This window comes from Clavibacter sp. B3I6, assembly GCF_030816895.1.
Classification (GTDB): domain Bacteria; phylum Actinomycetota; class Actinomycetes; order Actinomycetales; family Microbacteriaceae; genus Clavibacter.
Map to the genome: position 1 here is coordinate 2,707,018 of NZ_JAUSYL010000001.1, position 23,533 is coordinate 2,730,550.

The window sequence follows — 23,533 nt, forward strand, 5'->3', positions numbered from 1 at the left end:
CCGCGTTGGCGCTTTCCCAGACTCGCCTCCTATAGTCCTGAGGTCGTCCGGGAGCCCGCCCGCGCCCGACTCCCCCATCACCGGAGCGAGGACCCATGAGCAGCACGCCGCCCGCGCACGAACCGCACGGCGGTCATCGGCGACGCCGCGAGGCGGCGCGCGAGAAGGCGCGGCTCAACCGGATGAAGCAGCGGCGCCGCGACGTGGCGGCGCGCGGCCTCATCCGCGGCGGCATCGCGGCGGCGCTCGTCGCCGTTGTCGTGGTCGTCGGCCTCATCGTCGTCCAGGGCGCGCGACCCGCGGGCCCCGGCCCGCAGAACATGGCGAGCGACGGCATCCTCATCGGCAAGGACCTCGCCGCCGTCCCCACCGCGGCCCTCGACCCCGAGCAGGAGCCGGTGCCCACGGCGGCGCAGGCCGCCGGCGCCGCGCACATCCGCGTCTACGTCGACTACCTCTGCACCGCGTGCAAGGAGTTCCAGGACACGAACGGCGCGCAGATGGAGGGCTGGCTGCAGTCCGGCGCCGCCACCGTCGAGATCCACCCGGTCGCCATCCTCACCAGCAAGTCGCAGGCCTACTCGCTGCGCGCCGCCAACGCCGCCGCCTGCGTGGCCGACTCCTCGCCCGACGACTTCTGGGCCTTCAACTCGGCGCTGTTCGAGGAGCAGCCGGCCGAGCAGAGCGCGGGCCTCAGCGACGACCGCATCGTCGAGCTGGCCGAGCAGGCGGGAGCCGATCCGTCCGACGTGGAGGAGTGCGTGTCCGACCAGCGCTTCCAGTCGTGGGTGAACGGCGCGACCGACCGGGTGCTCGACGGGGACATCCCCGAGTCGAACGTGGAGAAGGTCGTGGGTGCGCCGGTCATCGTCGTGGGCGACCGCCAGTACACCGGCCAGCCCGACGACGCGAAGGCGTTCGCCGCCTTCGTCCTCCAGGCCGCGGGTCAGGACGCGACGCCCGCGCCGACCGATGCGCCGACGCCCGCCGAGACGCCGACCACCGCGCCGTAGCGCGGCTCCTATGATGGATCGACGGCCCCTTAGGGACGTCGGCCGGCCTGGCGCAATTGGTAGCGCACCGCACTTGTAATGCGGCGGTTACGGGTTCGAGTCCCGTGGCCGGCTCCGAGACGGGAGTCGCATCCCCGCAGGGTGCGGCACGGGATCAGTCGAGGACCGTGATCATCCGCTCGCCGTCGACGGTCGAGCGGGGCCCCTTGCCGTCCGGCTCCGCAGCCCCGACGTAGAGCCATCCGAGCAGCTCCTCGCCGTCGCGCAGGCCGTGCATGCGACGCACCGCGTCGCTGCGCGTGAGCGATCCGGTGCGCCAGAAGACGCCCCACCCCTGCTCCTCGAGCAGCAGCGTGAGCGCGTGCGCGACACCGGCGGCGACGGCCTCCTGCTCCCACCCCGGCACCTTGCGGCTCGGCGCCACGCAGGCCACGACGGCGACGAGCAGGCTCGCGCGGTGGGTCTTCTTGCGGTGCTTGCCCGATCCGGGGTCGCCCGCGGCCTCGTCCATCGCGGCGCCGAGGCCGTCGCGGGCCGCACCGCGGATCTCGATGATGCGCCACGGCCGCAGCCCGCCGTGGTCGGCGAGCCGGGAAGCGGCCTCCACGAGTGGAACGAGGTCCTCGTGCGCCGGGGCCGCTTCGCCGACGGACGAGCGCGAGCGCCGCTCGCGCAGCGCAGTCAGCACGGGGCCGGCCGGTCCGGGGGTGCCGGGCGCGGACGGGTCGGCATGGCCGCCCGCCCGATGCCGCGGCACGTCGGTCACTCCGCGGTGCGGAACGACATGGAGACCGAGTTCATGCAGAACCGGTCGCCGGTGGGGGTCTGCGGCGCGTCGTCGAAGACGTGCCCGAGGTGCGATCCGCAGCGGGCGCAGACGACCTCGACGCGCTTCATGCCGAGGCTCGTGTCCGTGTACAGCTTGACCGCGTCGCTCTCCTTAGGCGCGTAGAAGCTCGGCCATCCGCAGTGGGAGTCGAACTTCGTGTCGCTCGTGAAGAGCTCGGCGCCGCAGGCCTTGCAGCCGTAGACGCCGGTGCGCTCCTCGTCCAGCAGCTCGCCGGTCCAGGGGCGCTCGGTGGCCTGCTGGCGCAGCACCGCGTACTCCTCGGGGGAGAGCTCCTGACGCCACTGGTCGTCGGTCTTCTCGATCTCGTAGGCCATGGTGCGGGTCCTTTCTCGCTGGTCGATCCTAGGGGCGGCGTCCCAGCGCGCCTCCAGGGGGAACCGACGCGACGGCCCCTGGATTCCTCCATCCGGGGAACTCTCGGCCGGGCGCGTGGTGGCCCGCACGCCGTCGCGGAGGCCGTCCGGAGCGGGCGGGGACACCCCGTGGAGGTGAGCGGGGCGCCCAGGGAGGCGCACCTAGTATGTGGGGGATGTCGGGGAAGGAGAACGCCGTGGACCAGCGCGAGACCCGCCCCGCGACCGTCTCGGCGACCGAGCAGCGTCCCTCCGGCGAGCTCGACGAGCGGGCACGCGCGGTGCTCGACTTCGAGCGGGACTGGACGCGTCACGCCGGTGCGAAGGAGGAGGCGATCCGCCAGGCCTTCGGCATCTCCGCCACGCGCTACTACCAGCTGCTCGGGGCCCTCCTGGAGACGCGCGGGGCTCTCGCCTACGACCCCCTCCTCGTGGGGCGCCTCCTGCGCCTCCGCGAGACGCGCGCCGCCGCCCGCGCGGCCCGTGCCCTGCCCACCGGTCTCCCGCACCGTCCGTCCGCGCGCTGACCCCGCGCCCCACCGAGGAGACACGAGACCGCCATGCCCTCCCACGCTCCCGATCGCTTCGACGACGTCCCCGGCGACCTGAGCCGCGTGGGCGCGCACCGGGCGCCCCGCCCGCGGCACCACCGCTTCCGCGCCTTCGCCTGGGCTGCCCTCGCGACGGCCGTCCTCGTCGGGCTCGGCGTCGTCGGCCTCGCCGTCATCGACGACCGCGTCTCCTTCACCGACATCATCCCGAGCGACGGCGCCTCCGAGGCGGCGACCCCCACGGAGGTGCCGACCGCAGCGCCCACCGCGGTCCCCGGCATGGTCGTGACCGTCCTGAACGGCACGCGGACCACCGGCCTCTCCGCACGGGCCGCCGCGACGCTCGAGTCCGGGGGCTGGAAGATCGGCTCGCGCCTCAACGCCAGCGCGTCCGACATCACCGCGACGACCGTCTACTACTACGACGCGGCGGACGAGGGCGCCGCGCGAGGACTGGTCCAGGCCCTGGGGGTGGGCGACGTGCAGCAGTCGGACCAGTTCCGGCCCGCCGAGGGCACCCCGGCCGCGACCGCGCCGCGGCTGACCGCCGTGCTCGGCGCGGACTACGCGGCCCGCGGCTGACCGGAGGCGCACCCCCGCTCCACTCCCGCACCCCGCGCGTCCGTGGAGGAACCGGACGGCGGGCCGTCGGCCGTGGCTATCGTGCTGCCTGGTCGCACGCCCGTCGCGCACCAGGCGCTGCATGCGGTGAGTCCCGAGGGCGTGGTGCGGGGTCGATGCAGGGCTCCGCGGTCGACCCGGGGGTGGCGGCACCGCGCCCCCGACACCGCGCAGTCGCACATGGAGAAGCACATGGCCAACGGCACCGTGAAGTGGTTCAACGGGGAGAAGGGGTTCGGGTTCATCACCGTCGACGCCGTCGAGGGCGGACCGGCCCAGCAGGACGTCTTCGTCCACTACTCGGCGATCGAGATGTCCGGCTACAAGGTCCTGGAGGAGGGCCAGCGCGTCGCCTTCCAGATCGGGCAGGGGTCCAAGGGCCTGCAGGCCGAGAACGTCTCGCCCGCCTAGAGCGGCGCCGCCACGACGCCGTCGCCCACGAGGGCGGCGGCGTCGTCGCGTTCCCGCCGGCCGCCCGGCCTGTGGGCGGCTCGCTTGCACTCCCGTAGGGCGAGTGCCAGAATCGTCCCTGGCACTCCCTCACGGGGAGTGCTAGACGACTGCCTTTTTCCTGACGTCCGGGAGGGACGAGAGATACACATGGCTAAGATCATCGCTTTTGACGAAGAAGCCCGCCGCGGCCTCGAGCGCGGCCTGAACATCCTGGCCGACGCGGTCCGCGTGACCCTCGGCCCGCGTGGCCGCAACGTCGTCCTGGAGAAGAAGTGGGGCGCCCCCACCATCACGAACGACGGCGTGTCCATCGCCAAGGAGATCGAGCTCGACGACCCGTTCGAGAAGATCGGCGCGGAGCTCGTCAAGGAGGTCGCCAAGAAGACCGACGACGTCGCCGGTGACGGCACGACCACCGCGACCGTCCTCGCGCAGGCCCTGGTCCGCGAGGGCCTCCGCAACGTCGCCGCGGGCGCCGACCCCATCAGCCTCAAGCGCGGCATCGAGAAGGCCGTCGCCGCCGTCACGGAGGAGCTGAAGCTCGCCGCGAAGGAGATCGAGACCAAGGAGGAGATCGCCGCCACCGCGTCCATCTCCGCCGGCGACTCCACCATCGGCGCGATCATCGCCGAGGCGATCGACAAGGTCGGCAAGGAGGGCGTCGTCACCGTCGAGGAGTCGAACACCTTCGGCACCGAGCTCGAGCTCACCGAGGGCATGCGCTTCGACAAGGGCTACCTGTCGCAGTACTTCGTCACCGACCCCGAGCGCCAGGAGGCTGTGTTCGAGGACGCGTACATCCTGATCGTCAACTCGAAGATCTCGAACATCAAGGACCTGCTGCCGATCGTCGACAAGGTCATCCAGTCGGGCAAGCAGCTCCTCATCATCGCGGAGGACGTCGACGGCGAGGCCCTGGCCACGCTCGTCGTGAACAAGATCCGCGGCATCTTCAAGTCGGTCGCCGTCAAGGCCCCCGGCTTCGGCGACCGCCGCAAGGCGCAGCTGCAGGACATCGCCATCCTCTCGGGTGGCCAGGTCATCGCCGAGGAGGTCGGCCTCAAGCTCGAGAACGTCACCCTCGACCTGCTCGGCACGGCCCGCAAGGTCGTCATCACCAAGGACGAGACCACGATCGTCGACGGCGGCGGCGACGCCACCGAGATCGCGGCCCGCGTGCAGCAGATCCGCAACGAGATCTCCAACACCGACAGCGACTACGACCGCGAGAAGCTCCAGGAGCGCCTCGCGAAGCTCGCGGGCGGCGTGGCGGTCATCAAGGCCGGCGCGGCGACCGAGGTCGAGCTCAAGGAGCGCAAGCACCGCATCGAGGACGCCGTGCGCAACGCGAAGGCCGCCGTCGAGGAGGGCATCGTCGCCGGTGGTGGCGTCGCCCTCATCCAGGCCGGCAAGCTCGCCTTCGAGAAGCTCCAGCTCGAGGGCGACGAGGCCACCGGCGCGAACATCGTCCGCGTCGCGGTCGACGCTCCGCTCAAGCAGATCGCCCTCAACGCGGGCCTCGAGCCCGGCGTCGTGGCCGAGCGCGTCCGCAACCTCCCCTCGGGTCACGGCCTCAACGCCGCCACGGGTGAGTACGTCGACATGCTCGCCGCGGGGATCAACGACCCGGTGAAGGTCACGCGCTCGGCTCTGCTGAACGCCGCGTCCATCGCCGGTCTGTTCCTCACGACCGAGGCGGTCGTCGCCGACAAGCCCGAGAAGAACCCGGCCCCGGCCGGCGACCCCACGGGTGGCATGGACTTCTAGTCCGATCGGGCGGGAGCGGCAGCGCTCCCGCCCATCAGCACGACCAGCACGACGAAGCGGGCGGTCCCTCACCGGGGCCGCCCGCTTCGTCGTGCATGGGGCTCAGTGCGCGAACATGCGCGCGTTGCCCTCCTCCACCTCCGCGTACTGCCGTGCCGCGGCGCTCAGGGCCTGGTTGATGCTCGCCAGGGCCTCCTCGACGCGCTGCTGCGTGCCCTTCCACTCGGCGACCACGCCCTGGAACGCGGTCGCGGCGCTACCCGACCACGATCCCTGCAGGTCGGCGAGCTGGCCGTGCAGGCCCGCCACCTCCGCCTGGATGCGGCTGATGCTGCCCTGCACGGCCGCCGTGGCCGACAGGACGGCCTCGCTGTCCACCTGGTACCTCGTCATGCGTCTCCTCCATCTCGTCGTGGGACGAGCGGAGACTAGGCCGGCCTCAGGAGGCGGACGCGGCGGGAGGGGCGGGCGTGGAGCGGACCGGTGCCTCCGGGGTGGGGAGGAGGGGCAGGATCACGCGGAAGGTCGCGCCGCCGCCCTCGGTCTCGACGACGTCCACTCGGCCGCGGTGCGCGGCGACGATGGCCGACACGATCGCGAGGCCCAGTCCGCTGCCGCCGGTCTCCCGGGTGCGGGACGTGTCCGCGCGCCAGAAGCGCTGGAAGATCTTCTCCCGGATCTGCGGGGGGACGCCGTCGCCGTGGTCGCGCACCTCGATGCGGGCCTCACGCGCCGCCTCGTCCACGACGGTCGCGAGCTCGATGGGGCTGCCCGCGGGCGTGAAGCGCACGGCGTTGCCGATGAGGTTCGTGACGACCTGGCGGATCTTGTTCTCCTCGGCCGACACCATGGCGACCCCCTCGGCGGGGACGGACGAGCCGTCGTCGTCGGGGCGCACCGGCACGAGGGCGTCCGTCGCCGTCTCGCCGGGGCGGCGGAACCGCCGGGCCCGGAAGCGCGACAACGTGGCGCCCGCGAAGGCGATGGGGCCCGTGACGTCGCTCCCGGTGCCCGCGCCCGCGGCCCGCAGCGCCTCGGGTGACATGTCCTGGGTCGGCTCCAGCCCGTCGGCGTCGAGGATCGGGCCGACCGGGTTCACGAGCACGGGCGGCAGGGCGGTGACGGTGCGCGTCTGCGAGGACGCCATGGCGTCGAGGGCCGCGTCGCGTGCGATGGGGTAGAGGTCGACCGGGGCGAGCTGCAGCGGCTTCGTCTCGTCGAGGCGCGCGAGCTCGAGGAGGTCCTCGACGAGGCCGCCCATGCGGATCGCCTCCTTCTCGATGCGCTCCATGGCCTGCGAGACGTCCTCGGGGGTCTGCAGCGCGCCCATCCGGTAGAGCTCGGCGTAACCGCGGACGGAGACGAGCGGGGTGCGCAGCTCGTGGCTGGCGTCGCCGACGAAGCGCCGCATCTGGTCGATCGTCTTGGCGCGGTCGGCGAAGGCGCGGTCGATGCGGCTGAGCATCATGTTCAGGGAGCGGTTGAGGCGGCCGACCTCGGTGTTCGGGGTGGCGCCGCCGAGCCGCTGGCTGAAGTCACCGCCCGCGATGGCCGCGGCGGTGCGCTCCACCTCCCGCAGCGGGCCGAAGGTGCTGGTCACGAGCATGCGGGTGACCGCGGCGCCGAGCACGACGACGGCGAGGCCGAAGCTCGCGAAGATCACGATGTAGGTCGCGACGAGGTCGTCGACCTCCTCGAGCGGCTTGGCCACGACGAGGGTCGAGTACTCCGTGGAGTCCGGGCCCGTGTTCTGGGAGACGCGGACGATGCCGTGCCAGCTGTTCTTGCCGGAGTTGTCGGAGAAGACCACGATCTGGTCGTTGACCTGCGAGGCGCGTGCCAGGTCGAGCCCGAAGACGCGGGGGTGCCGGGACGCGTCGCCCGTCCAGTTGTCGGCGATGACGTCGCCCTGGGCGTCGAGGAGGACGACGAACCACGACGGGTTGGCGCCCTCGACGTCGGCCTCCGTGAAGGTGTCGGGCTGGGAGGGGTCGGTGTCGAGGACCTTGGGGAGCTGGTTGATGGCGATCGAGAGCTGGCCGTCGAGCTGGGTGACCATCTGCTGCCGCAGCAGGTACATGGTGCCCGCGCCGGAGACGAGGAGTCCGAGGAGCAGGAGGAGCACGGTGACGCCCGTGATCTTGGTGCGCAGGGAGACGTTGTTCCACTTCTCCGCGACGTAGTCGTGCACTGGCCGCACCCCGTGTTCCTCGTCTTGGTGACCGTGTCCCACGAGGATAGGCGACGCCGGATGTGCGACCGGCCGGGCGCCCAGGGGCGTCCGGCCGATCAGGTGGTGCGGGCGCGAGCCCGGCGCGTCAGGACTTGGCGGCCTTCAGCATGTAGCCGAAGCCGCGCTTGGTCTGGATGACCGGCTCCGACGAGTGCTGGTCGAGCTTGCGGCGCAGGTAGGAGATGTAGGACTCCACGATCCCGGCGTCGCCGTTGAAGTCGTACTCCCAGACGTGGTCGAGGATCTGCGCCTTGGAGAGCACGCGGTTCGGGTTCAGCATGAGGTACCGCAGCAGCTTGAACTCGGTGGGGCTCAGCTCGATGGGCTCCTCGCCGACGAGCACCTCGTGCGTGTCCTGGTCCATCGTGAGCTCGCCCGCGCGGATGATCGCGTCCTCGTCGGCGTGCATGGTGCGGCGGAGGATCGCCTTGATGCGGGCCACGATCTCGTCGAGGCTGAACGGCTTGGTGACATAGTCGTCGCCGCCGACCGTGAGGCCCGTGATCTTGTCCTCGGTGTCGTCCTTCGCCGTGAGGAAGAGGATTGGCGCGGTGTAGCCGGCGGCGCGCAGCCGCTTCGTGACCCCGAAGCCGTTCATGTCGGGCAGCATCACGTCGAGGATGATGAGGTCGGGCTCCTCCTCGAGGACGGCCGAGATGGCCTGGGCGCCGTTGCCGACGGCGCGGACCGCGAACCCGGCGAACCGGAGGCTCGTGGTCAGCAGGTCGCGGATGTTGGGCTCGTCATCGACGATAAGGATCTTCGGGCCATCGCTCATGGGATGAAGTATCTGCGCACTCGCTGGGAGCCGCCTGGATGCGCAGTGACGCGCAGCCGTGCGCCTATCGAGCGGAGGCGCCGGTGATGCCGGCGGCGTCGAGGATCGTGTAGCTGTAGCCCTGCTCCGCGAGGAAGCGCTGGCGGTTCTGCGCGAAGTCCTGGTCGACGGTGTCGCGCGACACGAGCGTGTAGAAGCTGGCCGAGAGCCCGGACGCCTCGGGGCGGAGGAGCCGGCCGAGCCGCTGGGCCTCCTCCTGGCGCGAGCCGAACGAGCCGGACACCTGGATCGCGACGGTGGCGTCCGGCAGGTCGACCGAGAAGTTGGCGACCTTGCTGACCACGAGGACGCGCTCCGTGCCGTCGCGGAACGCCTGGTAGAGCCGCTCGCGCTCGGGGACGGACGTCGCGCCCGTGAGCTTCGGGGCGCCGAGGGCCTCGGAGAGCGCGTCGATCTGCTCCAGGTACTGGCCGATCACGAGGATGCTCTCGCCGCGGTGCCGCTCCACCAGCGCGCGCGTGACCTCGAGCTTGGCGGGCGCCGTGGCGGCGAGCCGGTATCGCTCGTCGTCGGCCGCCGCCGCGTAGGTCAGCCGCTCGTCGTCGGGGAGGTCGATGCGCACCTCGAAGCACTCCGCGGGGGAGATGAAGCCCTGGGCCTCGATCTCCTTCCACGGCGCGTCGAACCGCTTCGGGCCGATGAGGCTGAATACGTCGCCCTCGCGACCGTCCTCCCGCACGAGCGTCGCGGTGAGCCCGAGGCGACGACGCGCCTGCAGGTCGGCGGTGAGCTTGAACACGGGCGCGGGCAGCAGGTGCACCTCGTCGTAGACGACGAGGCCCCAGTCGAGCGCATCGAGGAGGGCCAGGTGGGCGTACTCGCCCTTCCGCTTGGCGGTGAGGATCTGGTAGGTGGCGATGGTGACGGGCCGCACCTCGCGGGACTGGCCCGAGTACTCGCCGATCTCGTCCTCGGTGAGGGTGGTGCGCTTCAGCAGCTCCGCGCGCCACTGGCGGGCCGACACCGTGTTGGTCACGAGGATCAGGGTCGTCGTCTTGGCCTTCGCCATCGCGGCCGCGCCCACGAGCGTCTTGCCGGCGCCGCAGGGGAGGACCACCACGCCGGATCCGCCGTCGAGGAAGTGGTCGACCGCGTCCTCCTGGTACCCGCGGAGCGCCCAGCCGTCCTGCACGAGCGCCATGTCGTGCGGGGTGCCGGGCGTGTAGCCGGCGAGGTCCTCGGCGGGCCAGCCGATCTTCACGAGCTCCTGCTTGAGCTGGCCGCGCGCCCACGCCTGCACGCGGTACGTGGAGGCGTCGACGCGCTCGGTGAGGAGCGGCGCGATGCGTCGGGCGCTCGCGATCTCGGAGAGGACCGCGGACTCCGTGCTGGAGATCTGCAGCTCGCCGTCGGCGTCGCGGCCGATCACGAGGCGCCCGTAGCGGCCCACGGTGTCCGTGACGTCGACCGTCACGGACTGCGGGACGGGGAAGCGCGAGTAGCGCTCGAGCGTGGCGAGCATGTCCTCGGCCGTGTGGCCGGCGGCGCGCGCGTTCCACAGCCCGAGCCGGGTGATCCGGTACGTGTGGATGTGCTCCGGCGCCCGCTCCAGCTCGGCGAACACGGCGAGGTCGTGGCGCGCGTCCTCGGCGTCCGCGTGGGCGATCTCGAGGAGGACGGTGCGATCGCTCTGGACGATGAGGGGGCCGTCGGACATGCCCGCCAGCCTAGGCGCGCTCACCCGGGCGTCGGCCCGGGGGAGAGGGACACGATGCTCGACAGGGGGAGGGTGCGCTCCACGTCGGCCACGCGGTCGCGCGCGCGCAGGCGGCCGCCGGCGACGCTGGCGGGCTCGAGCACGTGATCCACCTCGCGCCCGTCGGGCATGCGGACGCGGACGCGGACGGCGGCCTTGGCGCGGATCGCGACTTCCAGCTGCCGCGCGGTCCACGCGGCTCCGTCGTCAGGGCCGTCGGCGGCGCGGACGCGGGCGACGAGTGCGTCCGCCGCGTCGGGCTCGGGATCGCGGGCGGGACCCGGCGCCGGGGACGTGCGGGGAGCGGGGGCGATGCGCTCGCCGTCGGCGTCCTCGCGGACGGGACCGAGCCGCGCGGCCGCGAGCGCGCGCTCGACGGCCTCGGGCGGCGCGGCCGAGACGAGGACGCCGACGGCGGCGCGCGTGAGCCGCAGAGGCGCCAGGTCGCGGTCGACCAGGAGGGTGGCGAGCAGCGTCGCGTCGTCCGAGACGACCGCGGTGCGGGCATCCGGTGCGGCGTCCGAGGGCGCCGCCGGGCGGATGCGGAGCCGGCCGAACCGCGCTGCGGTCTCGTCGAGCAGGTAGTCGAGCGGCTGGGGGATGCCCGTCAGCGAGATCCCCGCGAGGAAGGAGCGGACGGCGTCGACGGTCTGGCCCGAGGCGAGGGCGCGCGTGACGGAGTCCGCGGACACGCGGTAGCTCGCGGCGAGGCCCCGGCCCTCCGCGTCCGCGACGGACAGCAGGCGCGACTCGACGGCGGGATCCAGCGGACCGGGCGAGACGATCGTGAGGTCGTGCTGCAGGTAGACCCGGTCCACCTCCGCGGGGAGGTGCGGCGCGAGCGCGGCGGCGGCCGCCTCGGGGCCGGAGGTGAGGAGCGCGCGGCCGGCGGAGCTCGGCACGTCCCCCGTGGTGATGCCGAGGAGGCCGGCGTCGCGCGTGAAGGCGGTGATGCGCGCGCCGATCCACGCGGATCCGCCGGGGAAGCGCCAGAGCACGCTGTCGAGGAGGCCGGCGCCCCACGACGCGTCGGCGCGCTCGGCGAGGATGCTGCGGGTCGCGGGCGCCAGCGCCTCGAGCCAGGACGCGGCGAGGGCCTCCCACCGGGCGGGGGTCGGGAGGCCCGACCAGACGTCGGAGGCGACGGCTGCGGACCACGTGCGGCCCGTGCGGGCGACGAGGCCGGCGCGGGCGGCGATCGACAGGACGACCGGCACGTCGTCGACGTCGGCGCCGAGCGCGGCCGCCAGCCGTCGCGCGTCGGGGAGCGACATGCCGCCGCGGCTGAGCTCGCGGGCGGGTTCGTGCAGGAGCGCGTCGACGAGCGCGGCGACGGAGACGACGGCGGCGAAGGCGCTCTCGCCGGCGCGTCGGTCGACCTCCGCGGGGTCGGTGCGCGGGACGGCGGCGAGGGGAGCGGGAGGGTCGAGGCGCGCGAGCGCGTCGGCGCCGGGCAGGCCCTCGGCGGGCCAGGCCGCGAGCACGGCCGCGACCTCGGGATGCATCGTGATGCCGTCGTGGTCGAGGTCGGCGAGGAGCGTGGACGCGGCGCGGGCGGCGGCGTCCGCCAGCTCCCGCTCGTCGCGCGGCTCCTCGCCCGAGCGCCGCGCGACGGCGTCGCGGACGGAGTCGAGCGGGACGCGGCGTGCGGTGGCGCCCTCCGCGGCGGCGACCGCGAGCACGGCCAACGCGGGGCGGTCGAGCTGCTCGAGGGCCTCGGCGACGGCCTCCGGGGCGAGCAGCGCGTCCGCGAGGTCGAAGAGGTCGGCGATGCGGGCGGCGTCGATCCCGCGGTCGCGGACGAGGGCGGCCAGGGCGTCGTCGTCGAGCGCGCGCAGGCGGGACGCGAGCACCAGGGCGTCGGTCATGGTCGTCCCGCTAGCGGGACGGGCCGTCCACGCGACGACGGCGACGGACGCTGATGACCAGGATCGCGATGAAGAGGAGTGCGGCGATGGGGATGCCGACGGCCGGCAGCAGCAGGATGACCTGCCAGAGGGGCGTGCTGTACTCGGCCGCGTCGACCGCGATGAGCGGGGCCAGCAGGATCGCGAGGATGCTCAGGACGGCGATCAGCAGGATCCCGGCGAGCATGTACGCGAGGATGCGCTCGGCCCGTCCCTCGCTCGGTGCGGTCTCGGATGCCATCCGCCCAGACTACGCGGTGGCACGCCCGGGCGCGTCGCGGGGAACCGGCCCGGGTCGGGCCCCGCCGCCGCCCCGCGACGCCTGGGGACCGGGCGAATAGACTGGACCGCCCACCAGCACATCGAGCCCCTCCGGGGCGAGGGAAGAGGATCGCATGCCCACCGGCAAGGTGAAGTTCTACGACGAGGACAAGGGGTTCGGGTTCATCAGCTCGGACGACGGCCAGGAGGTCTTCCTGCACGCGTCGGCCCTGCCCTCGGGCGTCGCCGGCGTGAAGGCCGGCACCCGGCTCGAGTTCGGCGTCGCCGACGGCAAGCGCGGCGCGCAGGCCCTCTCGGCGCGGATCCTCGACGCCCCGCCCTCGCTGGTCCGCATGTCCCGCAAGCCCGCCGACGACATGGCCGTCATCGTCGAGGACCTCGTGAAGGTGCTCGACGGCATCGGCACGAACCTCAAGCGCGGCCGCTACCCGGACGACGCCCACAGCCGGAAAATCGCCGCGCTGCTGCGCCGCGTCGCGGAGGAGCTCGATGCCTGAGCGCCGGGACGACGACGTGAGCACGACCGAGGCCGGCACCGCGCCGGAGGCGGAGCCGACGACGGGCGCCGCGTCCGCCCCGGACGCCGGGACCTCGGAGGCGACGTCCTTCGAGCAGGCGCCGGGCGGAGAGGCGCCCGGGGAGACCGACGCGCCGGCCGAGGCCGAGGCCGAGCCCGAGTCCCCGGTGGAACCGGCCGTCCCGGACGCCGAGCTGCTCGCGGCCGTGGACCTCGCGCGCGCCGCGCTGCTGGAGATCACGCCCGCCGACACCGTCGGCGAGCCCGCCGGGTCGATCGTCGAGGGCGACCGCGTGTTGTCGCTCCTCTTCGCGAACACGATGCCGGGCTACCCCGGCTGGTTCTGGACGGTGACGCTGGCCCGCGTCGACGACGCCGCCCCGACCGTCCTCGAGGCCGAGCTCATGCCCGGGGAGGGCGCGCTGCTCTCGCCCGAGTGGCTGCCCTGGTCCGACCGGCTCGCCGGCATCGAGGCGGACCAGGAGGCCGAGCGCATCGCGGCGGAGTCCGACGACGACGAGGACGACGAGGACGAGGACGAGGACGACGACCCGGAGGACGACGACCCGTCGGAGGACGCCGAGGACGCGGACGACGTCCTCGACGGCGTCGACTTCGAAGCCGCGCCGGCGCAGGACGACGACGACGACGACGACGACGACGACGACGATGACGACGACGACGACGACACGAGCTTCGACGGCGCCGATCGCTGACCCGCACCCCGCATGACGACGACGACGGCGGCGGCCCCCGAGGGGACCGCCGCCGTCGTCATGCACGGGAGGGACGGGATCAGCCCGCGCCCTGCTCCACCACGAACTCGATGCAGCGCACGAGCGCCCGCACGTCGTCCGGCTCGATGGCCGTGAAGGTGGCGACGCGCAGCTGGTTGCGCCCGAGCTTCCGGTAGGGCTCGGTGTCGACCACGCCGTTGGCGCGGAGCGTCCTCGCGACGGCCGCCGCGTCGATGCCCGCGTCGAAGTCCATCGTCACGACGACCTGCGAGCGGTGCGCGGGGTCCGACACGAACGGCTGCGCGTACGCGACCCGCTCCGCCCACTCGTAGAGGACGGCGGACGACTCGCGGGTGCGGGCGTCGGCCCAGGCCAGGCCGCCCGCCCTCTCGATCCAGTCGAGCTGGTCCTCGAGCATGAGCAGCGTCGCGAGGGCGGGCGTGTTCAGCGTCTGGTTCAGGCGCGAGTTGTCGACGGCGTTCTTGAGGCTGAGGAACTCGGGGATCCACCGGCCCGACGCCGCGATGCGCTCGACGCGCTCGAGGGCGGCGGGGGAGAAGAGGGCCAGCCAGACGCCGCCGTCGCTCGCGAGGTTCTTCTGCGGGGCGAAGTAGTAGACGTCGGCCTCGGCCGCGTCGAAGTCGATCCCGCCCGCCGCGCTCGTGGCGTCGACGACCGTGAGCGCGCCCTCGTCGCCGTGCACGCGGGTCACGGGCGCCATGACGCCGGTGGACGTCTCGTTGTGCGGCCACGCGTAGACGTCGACGCCCTCGACGGGGTTCGCGGCGGAGCGGCTGCCGGGCTCGGCGCGGATCACGTCCGGCGCCTCGAGGAACGGCGCGCCCGCGGCCGTGGCGAACTTGCCGCCGAACTCGCCGAAGACGAGGTTCTGGCTGCGGCGCTCGATGAGGGAGAAGGCCGCGGCGTCCCAGAACGCGGTGGATCCGCCGTTGCCCAGCACGACCTCGTAGCCGTCGGGCAGGCGGAACAGGCGGGAGAGGCCGTCCCGCACGCGGCCGACCATGTCCTTGACGGGGGCCTGGCGGTGGGACGTGCCGAGGATCTGCGCGCCGGCGAGCGCCAGGTGGTCGAGCTGCGCCTGCCGCACCTTGGACGGCCCGCAGCCGAATCGTCCGTCGAGGGGCAGCAGTTCGGTGGGGATCTTCGTGGTCGGCATGCCGCAATGGTAGGGGACCGTGCACGCGCGTCCGGGGGCCTCCTGCGCCCCCGCGCCGTCCATCCCGTACCCGGGGAAGTAGGCTGGTCCCTGGCGCAAGGGAGGCCCGATGACTGATCTCGTGGACACGACGGAGATGTACCTCCGCACCATCCTCGACCTCGAGGAGGAGGCCATCGTCCCCCTGAGGGCGCGCATCTCCGAGCGCCTCGGGCACTCGGGCCCCACCGTCTCGCAGACCGTCGCCCGCATGGAGCGCGACGGACTCGTGGTGGTCAGCGGCGACCGTCACCTGGAGCTCACCCCCGAGGGGCGCAGCAAGGCCGTGCACGTGATGCGCAAGCACCGCCTCGCGGAGCGCCTCCTCAGCGACGTCATCGGGCTCGAGTGGGAGTTCGTGCACGACGAGGCCTGTCGCTGGGAGCACGTGATGAGCGAGCAGGTGGAGCGGAAGATCCTCGACCTGCTCGGCCACCCCACCGAGTCCCCGTACGGCAACCCCATCCCCGGGCTCGACGAGCTGGGCGACTCGCCCGCCGTCGCGTTCATGGCCGGCGTGGTGAGCATCGTCGAGGCGTCGCTCGGCACGACGGAGGACGCTCCCGCGCGCGGCGTGATCCGCCGGCTCGGCGAGCCCGTGCAGTTCGACCCGGAGCTCCTCTCGCAGCTGAAGCAGGCCGGCGTCCTGCCGGGCGCCACCGGATCCTTCTCCCGCGAGGGCGCCTACGTCCTCGTGCGCGTCGAGGGCGCGGGATCGGGCCTCGAGCTGCCGCTCGAGGTCGCGGGCCACATCTTCATCGAGCGCTGATCGCGGCCTCCGTCGGGCCCTCCGGCGGGTGGATCCCCGGGACCACCCCCGGACTGGGCACACGGCGACGGCACGCCGCCGTCACCGGGGGTTCTGCCCCGCGTACATCGCGAGGATGACGTCTGTCGTTATGGATTCGTTAGAAATATGGTCCCTCAGGATGACAAACCGGAGCCCGTCCCTTACTCTCGAACAGGCCCGACCGACCACCACAGAGGTTCCGGGCCCGGTGCAGGGCGTCTCGACACCCGTCCCCTGCATGTGTACCCCTCGACGACCTTGGAGGGACGGGGCGCCTGCATGCCCGGCGTCGAGACGCAGGAGGTTCACAACTTGATCCATGGTGACATCAGCGGTTCCGTCGGGAACCCGTCCGACCCGACTCGACCGCCCGCACCCGGGATGGATCGCCTGCCCAGCCGCCGCGAGCTCCGCGCCGCCGAGACCGCGAAGGCCGTCCGCCCGCGTCGCGACTCCGCGACCCGCACGCTCCAGGCCCCCGCTCCTCGCCTGACCCCCGCCCCCGTCGGCCGCTCGCGCCGCACGAAGGCCGCCAACGCGGTCGTCATGACCTTCGTCACCGGCCTCGTCGGCGTCATGGCCATCCCGGCCTACGCCGCCGGCTCGCAGCTCGAGCACACCGCGACCGCCGAGGGCACCTCCCTCCAGGACTACACGGCCGCCAACGCGCAGGTCGTCACGGCCGACAGCGCGACGTCGACCCCCGTCGAGGAGGAGGGCTTCACGGCCACCTCCGTCGCCGAGCTCAACGCCGCGAAGGCCGCGGCCGAGCAGGCCGCCCTCGCCGAGCAGCGCCGGGTGCAGCTGGCCTCCACGGCCACGACCTACACGGGTGCCTCGGCCGCCCAGATCGCCGCGAACCCCGTCTACCAGACGCCGCCCACCTCCGCGGCTGCGGGTGGCGTGGCCGCGGTGGCGCGCCAGTACCTCGGCGTGCCCTACGTCTTCGGCGGCGAGACCCCCGCGGGCTTCGACTGCTCCGGCCTCGTCAAGTACGTGTTCGCCCAGTTCGGCCTGAACCTGGCGCACTCGGTGCGTGCCCAGGGCAATGCCGGCACCATCGTCTCCCGTGCGGACGCGCGCCCCGGCGACATCGTCGTGTGGAACGACTTCAGCCACGACGGCATCTACACCGGCAACGGCATCTTCATCGACGCGCCGAAGCCCGGCGACCGCGTCAAGGAGCGCCCCATCTGGAGCCAGAACGTGCACTTCGTCCGCCTCCTCGGCTGACACCCGCACGAGATCGACCTGCGAGGGCCGGCGGCACGCATCCACGGATGCGCCGCCGGCCTTCCGCATTCCCCGGGACAATCGGGACCCGCTGAGCTACCCTGGCCGGTGAGACGTCCCTCGACCCGCCCGGGAGCCCCGATGACCACCGCACGCGACATCCGCACCATGGATGCGCACGTGCGCCACGGGCATCGGCACCATCCCCGGGTGGGCATCCACCGGATCCACCCGAGCGGTCACCCGCTCTCCTAGAAGGCATCGCCGAGCACTCGGCGGTGCCTTCGCGTGTTCCCGGGGGCGGGACGCCTCGTTCGGATGCCTGGAAGCCGTCCAGGCCGGTCTGAGAGGGATGTCGTGCGCACACTGGTACTCAACGCGGGCTTCGAGCCGCTCGCCGTCGTGTCGTTCAAGCGGGCCCTGGTGCTCGTGCTGAGCGGCAAGGCCACCATGCTCGCCCAGGACGAGGAGCATCCGATCCTCGGGAACGGCGGGGCGTGGGGCCGCCCGTCGGTCATCCTCCTCACGCGCTACGTGCGGATCCCGCATGCGCGGCGCGTGCCCGTCTCGCGCCGCGGCGTCCTCCGCCGGGACGGCGGCCGGTGCGCGTACTGCGCGCGGAACGCGACGACCATCGACCACGTGCTCCCGCGCTCGCGCGGCGGCAAGGACACGTGGGAGAACCTCGTGGCCTGCTGCCTCTCCTGCAACAACCGCAAGAGCGACCGCACGCCCGAGGAGATGGGATGGACGCTCCGAACGGCGCCGCGGGCCCCGCAGGGGAGCGGCTGGGTGGTCAGCGGGATGGAGCGGCCGGCGCCCGGGTGGGACGAGTTCCTCGCCCCCGCCGCCTGACCGCGGTCGCCTGGGGGCACCGCGCGGGCGGGGCCGGCCCCGTCCGTAGGCTGAGGGGATGACCGACGACGCTCCCCCCTCCGAGACACCCGACGACCCGTTCCTCTGGCTGGAGGAGATCCACGGCGACCGTGCGCTCGCCTGGGTGCGGGCGGAGAACGAGCGCACGCTCGGCCGGTCCTCCGAGGAGTCCCGCGCCGGGCTCACGGGCGAGCTGCTCGAGGTGCTGGAGTCCGACGCGCGGATCCCCTACGTGACGCGCCACGGGGCCCACCTCTACAACCTGTGGCGCGACGCCGAGCACGTGCAGGGCCTCTGGCGGCGCACGACGCTCGACGAGTACGAGGCGCCCTCTCCGGAGTGGGAGGTGCTGCTCGACCTCGACGCGCTGGGCGCGGCCGAGGGCATCCCGTGGCAGTTCTCGCACGCGCAGCTGCTGCCGGAGGAGCGGGACCGGGCGCTCGTGTCGCTCTCGCCCGACGGCGGGGACGCGGTGGCGGTGCGGGAGCTCGACCTCCTCATGGGCCGCTTCGTCGCGGGCGGCTTCGACGTGCCCGTGGCGAAGACGATGGTGTCGTGGATCGACCGCGACACCGTGTTCGTCGGCACGGACTTCGGCCCCGGCAGCCTCACCGAGAGCTCGTACGCGCGGACCGCCCGGCGCTGGAGCCGCGGGCAGGCCCTCGCCGACGCCCCCGAGGTGCACGCGGTCGCGGCGACGGACATGCTCGTCCACGTCACGCACGACCCCACGCCGGGGTTCGAGCGGGACGTCGTGCGCGAGGTGCCCGACTTCTTCACGTCGCGCACGCTGCTGCTGACGGACGCGGGCACCGTGCCGATCGAGGTCCCCGAGGACGTCGACGTCGACCTGCACCGCGAGTGGCTCGTGCTGCGGCCGCGCACGGACACCGAGATCGGCGGCGTCGTGCACGCGGGCGGCTCGCTGCTGGCGGCGCGCCTCGACGACTTCCTCGCCGGATCGCGCGAGCTCGCCGTGCTGTTCGCCCCGACCTCGTCGCGGAGCCTCGAGGACTGGGCGTGGACGGCGGGCCACCTCGTGCTCACGCTGCTCGAGGACGTCGCCAGCAGGATCCGCGTGCTCACGCCGCCGGCGTCGCACGGTCCCGCGGGCTGGCACGAGGAGGACGTGCGCGTGGGGACGCCCCTCGCGTCCGTCTCCGTCGTCGCCACCGACCGGGAGACCGACGAGTACTGGCTCGCGGTGACCGGGTTCCTCACGCCGCCCACGCTCCTGCTCGGGGTCGTGGGGGAGGGCGCGCCGCGACCGGTCAAGGAGCAGCCGGCGTCGTTCGACGCGGAAGGGCTCGAGGTCGCGCAGCACTTCGCCGTCTCCGACGACGGCACGCGCGTGCCCTACTTCCAGGTGGGCCCGCGGGACCTGCCGCTCGACGGATCCGCCCCCACCCTCCTCTCCGGCTACGGCGGCTTCGAGAACAGCCGCCTGCCCTCGTACAGCGGCATCGTGGGCCGCGGCTGGCTGGCGCGCGGCGGCGTCTTCGTGCTCGCCAACATCCGGGGCGGCGGGGAGTACGGGCCGGCGTGGCATCGGGCGGCGCTGCGGCAGGACCGCCACCGCGCGTACGAGGACTTCGCGGCCGTGGCGCGAGACCTGGTGGCACGCGGCGTGACGGTCCCGGCGCGCCTCGGCTGCGAGGGCCGGAGCAACGGCGGGCTGCTCGTCGGCAACATGCTCACGACCTACCCGGAGCTGTTCGGCGCGGTGATCTGCGGGGTGCCGCTGCTGGACATGCGGCGGTACACCCGGTTGTCGGCGGGGGCGTCGTGGATCGCCGAGTACGGCGACCCCGACGTGGCGTCGGACTGGGAGTTCATCCGCACCTTCTCGCCGTACCACAACGTCCGCGCGGGGGTCGCGTACCCGCCGACGCTCGTCTACGCGGCCACGAGCGACGACCGGGTCGGCCCCGTGCAGGCGCGCAAGATGGTCGCGCTGCTGCACGAGACGGGGGTCGAGGACGCCTGGTACTTCGAGAACACGGCCGGCGGGCACGGCGGATCCGCCGACAACCCCGCGACCGCGCGCCTGCAGTCCCTCATCCACGCGTTCCTGTGGGAGCGGCTCCGGAGCGTGCGCGTCGGGCGGTGACCCCGGCTCGGGCGGTCCGGCGCGAGGCCGGCGGGGGCGAGGTCAGCGGCGTCGGTGGGCACCGGCCGTGGCGCCGACGACCGAGCGGGGCCGCAGCCCGGCCACGAGGTCGGTGAGCATCGCGGTCGGCTCGAGGCCCACCTCGCGGTCGAGCCGGGTGCGGTAGATCCCGTACGCCCGCAGCGCGTCCGACTGGTTGCCGGCGGCGAGGTGCACGGCGATGAGGCAGCGCTGGGCGGTCTCGCGGAGCGGATCCACGTCGATCGCCCGCCGGGCCGCCGACGCCGCCTCGTGCAGTCGGTCGCACCTGAGGAGCGCGTCGGACTGGGCCTCGAGCGCACTGACCCGCAGGTGCCGCCACTCCTCGGACGCGGGCTCCAGCCACGCGTCGAACCAGTCGGGCAGGAGGTCGGAGCTGAAGAGCGCGACGGCCTCCGGCGAGATGTCGGCCGGATCCACCGCGTCCGTCGCCGTCCGGCGCGGCTCGAGCAGGCGGGCCGCGGTGGCCCGGGCCGTCCGCAGGTCCACCGCGACGGCCTCGTGCAGGACGAGCCCGCCGGGCGCGGGGTCGACGATCTCACGGCCCCCGTCGCCGAGGCGGGCGAGCGCGGACCGGAGGCACGAGGCGGCACGGCCGTCGAGCGCGCCGGGCCACAGCTGCGCGGCGAGGGTGCCGCGGTCGGCCGCGCGGGTGCGGATGGCGAGGGCGGCGATGAGGCGACGGGTGCCGTCCGAGAGCGTGGCGCCGGCGGGATCCGCACCGGGCGACGGCGATCCCGGCAGCGCGCCGAGCCCGGCGACGCGGAAGCCGCCGAGCACGTCGACGCTGATCACCGCGACGCTCCGGAGCGTCGTCGGCGGCATCGTGTGGCTGTCGGGGAGGCCGGCGAGCGGCGCGCGGGTGAGGATCTCCTGCCCCGCGCCTGCTGATCCATGCGACCCCCCGTCACCGCCACGGTAACCGCTCCGAGGTGGATCCCCACCACCGGGGGGCTTTTGGGGCTACCGACGACCCATCGCCCGTCGACGGATCGACGGGCGATGGGCGGCGTATCGCAGGGTGCCTAGCCCTGGGCGGACCGGCGGCGGGAGTGGATCCCGAGCCCCAGCGCACCGAGGACGAGGGCGGTGAGGCCCCAGCCGATCGTGGGCGTCGGGTCGTAGCCGGTCACGGGCAGCGAGTCGTCCGGGGTGGTGCCGCTCGGGATGAGGGGCGCCGCGGTGGTGCGCGACGGGGACGGCGTGGCCGAGGGGACGGGCGTACCCGCCGTCGCGGACGGCGTAGGCGCGGTGGGCGTCGGCGTCGGGACCCCGGGGGTCGGGACGGGGACGGTCGCGCTGGGGGTCGGGATCGGTGCGGTGGGGGTGGGGACAGGCGCGGTGGGCGTCGGCACGGGGACGGTGGCCGTGGGGGTCGGGACCGGTGCGGTGGGCGTCGGGACGGGGACGGTGGCTGTCGGCGTCGGGACCGGTGCGGTGGGCGTCGGGACGGGGACGGTGGCTGTCGGCGTCGGGACCGGTGCGGTGGGCGTCGGGACGGGGACGGTGGCCGTGGGGGTCGGGACCGGTGCGGTGGGCGTCGGGACGGGGACGGTGGCCGTGGGGGTCGGGACCGGTGCGGTGGGCGTCGGGACGGGTGCGGTCGGCGTCGGGATCGGCGTCGTGGGCGTCGGGGTGGGCACGGGTGCGGTCGGCTCGACGGTCGGCGTCACGGTGGGCTCGACGGTCGGTGCGATCGTGGGCTCGACGGTGGGCTCGATCGTGGGCTCGATCGTGGGCTCGATCGTGGGCTCGATCGTGGGCTCGATCGTGGGCTCGACGGTGGGCTCGACGGTCGGCTCGATCGTGGGCTCGACGGTCGGCTCCACCGCCGGCGTGACGAAGTTGCGGATGGACGTGCGGCAGATGGCGGTCGAGCCGCCGCCGTTCACGGAGCGGTTGCACTGGTCCACGTCGACGAGGAGCGCCGATGTGACCGTGGACCCGGGCACGGTGCAGATGACGCGATCTGCCGCGCCGCCGCCGTTCCCCGAGCCGTTGCACTGCGTGACGTCGGCGTCGGTGGTCGCCGACTCGGGTGAGCACAGCGTGCCGCCCGCGGCGCCGTCGGTCGCGGATCCGATGCACTGGTTGACGGTCGCGGCGGTGGTGGTGCTGTCCCCGACGAGGTTGTTGGTGATGTCCACGGAGCAGATGAGGTTGCTGCCGCCGCCGTTCGCGACGTCGTTGCACTGCTGGACCGAGGTGATGATGATCCCCTCGCGCTGGGACACGTTCGTCGTGCAGAGGGGCACGGTGCCCGCGGCGCCCGTGCACGCTCGCGTGGTGACCGTCGAGGATCCGGTCTGCGTCGCGACGTCCAACTCGTTCACGACGGTCACGTCGCATTCGACCTGGTTGCCGCCCCCGTTGGGTACGTCGTTGCACTGGGCCGTGGTCGTGGGGGACACGGCGGCGGATGCGGACTGCATCTGGCCGGTCATCCCGGCGACGGCGACGAGGGCGATGAGCGCCGCTCCCGCCGACGCGGCGATGCGCGTGCGGAGGGCATGGCGGCGGCGGGTGGCGGGCTGGGCGTTCCCGGGTCTTGCGAGGTGTCTCGGCACGGTGCTCCTTCTTCCCCGCCAGGATGCTCGCGCCGTCGCGACGGACCCGCGACGGGAGCGTGACGCGCGCGTGACACGCGGCGCGCCGAGGTCGCGCATCCCCGTATACCGGGAGCAGCGGAATTCATTACGGAGTGCCCGCCTACGACGACGAGGGCCGATCCTGTGGCGGATCGGCCCTCGTCGTCGTGCTCGCGCGCGGATCGCGCGCCGTATCGCCCTACTTGTTGGCGCGGTATTCCTCGAGCAGGTCCGCGGAGATGCGTCCGCGCTCGGAGACCTTGTGGCCGTGCTCGCGCAGCCATTCGCGCGCGGCGCCGAGGTCCTCCTTCGGGGCGCTCGAGGACGAGCGGCGCGGGCTGGAGGAACGGCCGGTGGAGGCGCGGCCGACGCGGCGCGCGCGGTCGACGTAGGTGTCCAGCGCCTCGCGCAGCTTGGCGGCGTTCGCGTCGCTCAGATCGATCTCGTAGTTCACGCCGTCGAGGGCGAAGGGGACGGTCTCGCCCTTTCCCTCTTCGATGACGACGCCGTCGATGTCGTCGACGAGCGTGGTGACAACCTTGCGAGCCACGTCTGTTCCTCTCCTTGCAGATGGTGCATCAGATGATGCGGTGATCCACACGATACCTGTTCTCCGCGGCATTTCCGACATCGTGCGGAAGTCGGGTCGATAAACGCGGTGAATGCCCGTCCATTGTCCGGCTGAGCGTTCCGCGGCATGCGCATCCGGATTGCACACCGGCACCGGCGCCCATTCCGCAGCGATTAGCGGTGATGCCGGTCGACGGGAGCATGCATTCCGCGATGGCGTCGCCGAGAATCTCCCCAGGGGCGGAATTAGTCGCGATCCGAAATGGACACCGGGTGCGGACGCGCGAGGGCCC

The 23,533-nt window shown here is 73.3% G+C and carries 23 protein-coding genes and 1 tRNA gene; 12 read left to right on the forward strand and 12 right to left on the reverse strand.

Going from position 1 to position 23,533, the window contains the following annotated elements; translation table 11 throughout:
• Positions 1 to 95: 95 nt before the first annotated feature.
• Together QFZ62_RS13145 and QFZ62_RS13150 are read left to right on the forward strand one after the other, a co-directional pair.
• On the forward strand, positions 96 to 1,013 hold the full coding sequence (locus tag QFZ62_RS13145; RefSeq protein WP_307506502.1) for a thioredoxin domain-containing protein: 918 nt from the start codon (positions 96 to 98) through the stop codon (positions 1,011 to 1,013).
• A gap of 41 nt (positions 1,014 to 1,054) precedes the next feature.
• Positions 1,055 to 1,127, forward strand: a tRNA-Thr gene (locus QFZ62_RS13150).
• Positions 1,128 to 1,167: 40 nt separating this feature from the next.
• Here the strand turns inward: QFZ62_RS13150 and QFZ62_RS13155 are convergent.
• The gene (locus tag QFZ62_RS13155) at positions 1,168 to 1,770 is read right to left on the reverse strand and encodes a nitroreductase (protein WP_307507804.1); all 603 of its coding nucleotides are present in this window, start codon (positions 1,768 to 1,770) and stop codon (positions 1,168 to 1,170) included.
• Positions 1,771 to 1,775: 5 nt separating this feature from the next.
• Positions 1,776 to 2,177 carry a peptide-methionine (R)-S-oxide reductase MsrB gene (msrB, locus tag QFZ62_RS13160; protein ID WP_116056251.1) on the reverse strand — a complete coding sequence of 134 codons (402 nt, stop codon included), beginning with the start codon at positions 2,175 to 2,177 and terminating at the stop codon, positions 1,776 to 1,778.
• Between the two features lie 236 nt (positions 2,178 to 2,413).
• Here msrB and QFZ62_RS13165 point away from each other — a divergent pair, with 236 nt between their 5' ends.
• From QFZ62_RS13165 to groL, 4 genes are all read left to right on the forward strand, one after another.
• Complete coding sequence (locus QFZ62_RS13165; protein ID WP_307507807.1) at positions 2,414 to 2,743, forward strand: DUF3263 domain-containing protein; 330 nt, start codon at positions 2,414 to 2,416, stop codon at positions 2,741 to 2,743.
• A 33-nt stretch (positions 2,744 to 2,776) separates the two neighbouring features.
• Positions 2,777 to 3,349 (forward strand): LytR C-terminal domain-containing protein, encoded by a 573-nt coding sequence (locus tag QFZ62_RS13170; RefSeq protein ID WP_307506507.1) that lies wholly within the window; start codon positions 2,777 to 2,779, stop codon positions 3,347 to 3,349.
• A 231-nt stretch (positions 3,350 to 3,580) separates the two neighbouring features.
• Positions 3,581 to 3,799: a cold-shock protein gene (locus tag QFZ62_RS13175; protein ID WP_307506510.1), complete on the forward strand. Its 219-nt coding sequence runs from the start codon at positions 3,581 to 3,583 to the stop codon at positions 3,797 to 3,799.
• Between the two features lie 189 nt (positions 3,800 to 3,988).
• On the forward strand, positions 3,989 to 5,608 hold the full coding sequence (gene groL / locus QFZ62_RS13180) for a chaperonin GroEL (protein WP_094116505.1): 1,620 nt from the start codon (positions 3,989 to 3,991) through the stop codon (positions 5,606 to 5,608).
• A 102-nt stretch (positions 5,609 to 5,710) separates the two neighbouring features.
• Here groL and QFZ62_RS13185 read toward each other — a convergent pair whose 3' ends face one another.
• From QFZ62_RS13185 to QFZ62_RS13210, 6 genes are all read right to left on the reverse strand, one after another.
• Positions 5,711 to 6,001, reverse strand: a complete 291-nt coding sequence (locus QFZ62_RS13185; protein ID WP_307506513.1) for a WXG100 family type VII secretion target — start codon at positions 5,999 to 6,001, stop codon at positions 5,711 to 5,713.
• Positions 6,002 to 6,047: 46 nt separating this feature from the next.
• A complete protein-coding gene (locus QFZ62_RS13190; RefSeq protein ID WP_307506516.1) occupies positions 6,048 to 7,808 on the reverse strand; it encodes a cell wall metabolism sensor histidine kinase WalK in 1,761 nt (586 codons plus the stop codon).
• Between the two features lie 118 nt (positions 7,809 to 7,926).
• On the reverse strand, positions 7,927 to 8,619 hold the full coding sequence (locus QFZ62_RS13195; protein WP_012039163.1) for a response regulator transcription factor: 693 nt from the start codon (positions 8,617 to 8,619) through the stop codon (positions 7,927 to 7,929).
• Between the two features lie 64 nt (positions 8,620 to 8,683).
• Positions 8,684 to 10,336, reverse strand: coding sequence for a DNA repair helicase XPB (locus tag QFZ62_RS13200; RefSeq protein ID WP_307506518.1), 1,653 nt, complete (start codon positions 10,334 to 10,336; stop codon positions 8,684 to 8,686).
• Positions 10,337 to 10,356: 20 nt separating this feature from the next.
• Positions 10,357 to 12,243, reverse strand: a complete 1,887-nt coding sequence (locus QFZ62_RS13205; protein WP_307506521.1) for a helicase-associated domain-containing protein — start codon at positions 12,241 to 12,243, stop codon at positions 10,357 to 10,359.
• Between the two features lie 10 nt (positions 12,244 to 12,253).
• Positions 12,254 to 12,523 carry a hypothetical protein gene (locus QFZ62_RS13210; protein WP_307506524.1) on the reverse strand — a complete coding sequence of 90 codons (270 nt, stop codon included), beginning with the start codon at positions 12,521 to 12,523 and terminating at the stop codon, positions 12,254 to 12,256.
• Positions 12,524 to 12,677: 154 nt separating this feature from the next.
• Between QFZ62_RS13210 and QFZ62_RS13215 the strand changes: the two genes are divergently transcribed.
• Together QFZ62_RS13215 and QFZ62_RS13220 are read left to right on the forward strand one after the other, a co-directional pair.
• Positions 12,678 to 13,061 carry a cold-shock protein gene (locus tag QFZ62_RS13215; RefSeq protein ID WP_307506527.1) on the forward strand — a complete coding sequence of 128 codons (384 nt, stop codon included), beginning with the start codon at positions 12,678 to 12,680 and terminating at the stop codon, positions 13,059 to 13,061.
• Complete coding sequence (locus tag QFZ62_RS13220) at positions 13,054 to 13,797, forward strand: DUF3027 domain-containing protein (protein WP_307506528.1); 744 nt, start codon at positions 13,054 to 13,056, stop codon at positions 13,795 to 13,797. Before QFZ62_RS13215 ends, QFZ62_RS13220 begins: the two co-directional genes overlap by 8 nt.
• A 79-nt stretch (positions 13,798 to 13,876) precedes the next feature.
• On the opposite strand, the gene serC is transcribed toward QFZ62_RS13220, so the two are convergent.
• On the reverse strand, positions 13,877 to 14,995 hold the full coding sequence (gene serC, locus QFZ62_RS13225; RefSeq protein ID WP_307506532.1) for a phosphoserine transaminase: 1,119 nt from the start codon (positions 14,993 to 14,995) through the stop codon (positions 13,877 to 13,879).
• 109 nt (positions 14,996 to 15,104) lie between these two features.
• On the opposite strand from serC, the gene QFZ62_RS13230 reads away from it, so the two are divergent.
• The 4 genes from QFZ62_RS13230 to QFZ62_RS13245 all read left to right on the forward strand — a co-directional run bounded on the left by QFZ62_RS13230 (position 15,105) and on the right by QFZ62_RS13245 (position 20,043).
• Positions 15,105 to 15,803, forward strand: coding sequence for a metal-dependent transcriptional regulator (locus QFZ62_RS13230; protein WP_307506535.1), 699 nt, complete (start codon positions 15,105 to 15,107; stop codon positions 15,801 to 15,803).
• A gap of 402 nt (positions 15,804 to 16,205) precedes the next feature.
• The gene (locus QFZ62_RS13235; RefSeq protein ID WP_307506538.1) at positions 16,206 to 17,057 is read left to right on the forward strand and encodes a C40 family peptidase; all 852 of its coding nucleotides are present in this window, start codon (positions 16,206 to 16,208) and stop codon (positions 17,055 to 17,057) included.
• A gap of 357 nt (positions 17,058 to 17,414) precedes the next feature.
• Positions 17,415 to 17,912, forward strand: coding sequence for an HNH endonuclease (locus tag QFZ62_RS13240; RefSeq protein WP_104235109.1), 498 nt, complete (start codon positions 17,415 to 17,417; stop codon positions 17,910 to 17,912).
• A gap of 58 nt (positions 17,913 to 17,970) precedes the next feature.
• Positions 17,971 to 20,043, forward strand: coding sequence for a prolyl oligopeptidase family protein (locus QFZ62_RS13245; protein WP_307506541.1), 2,073 nt, complete (start codon positions 17,971 to 17,973; stop codon positions 20,041 to 20,043).
• A 42-nt stretch (positions 20,044 to 20,085) separates the two neighbouring features.
• On the opposite strand, the gene QFZ62_RS13250 is transcribed toward QFZ62_RS13245, so the two are convergent.
• From QFZ62_RS13250 to QFZ62_RS13260, 3 genes are all read right to left on the reverse strand, one after another.
• Positions 20,086 to 20,907 carry a bacterial transcriptional activator domain-containing protein gene (locus QFZ62_RS13250; protein WP_307506544.1) on the reverse strand — a complete coding sequence of 274 codons (822 nt, stop codon included), beginning with the start codon at positions 20,905 to 20,907 and terminating at the stop codon, positions 20,086 to 20,088.
• Positions 20,908 to 21,107: 200 nt separating this feature from the next.
• Positions 21,108 to 22,649, reverse strand: a complete 1,542-nt coding sequence (locus QFZ62_RS13255; RefSeq protein ID WP_307506546.1) for a hypothetical protein — start codon at positions 22,647 to 22,649, stop codon at positions 21,108 to 21,110.
• Positions 22,650 to 22,869: 220 nt separating this feature from the next.
• Positions 22,870 to 23,220: an Lsr2 family protein gene (locus QFZ62_RS13260; RefSeq protein WP_204570022.1), complete on the reverse strand. Its 351-nt coding sequence runs from the start codon at positions 23,218 to 23,220 to the stop codon at positions 22,870 to 22,872.
• Between the last annotated feature and the right edge of the window lie 313 nt (positions 23,221 to 23,533).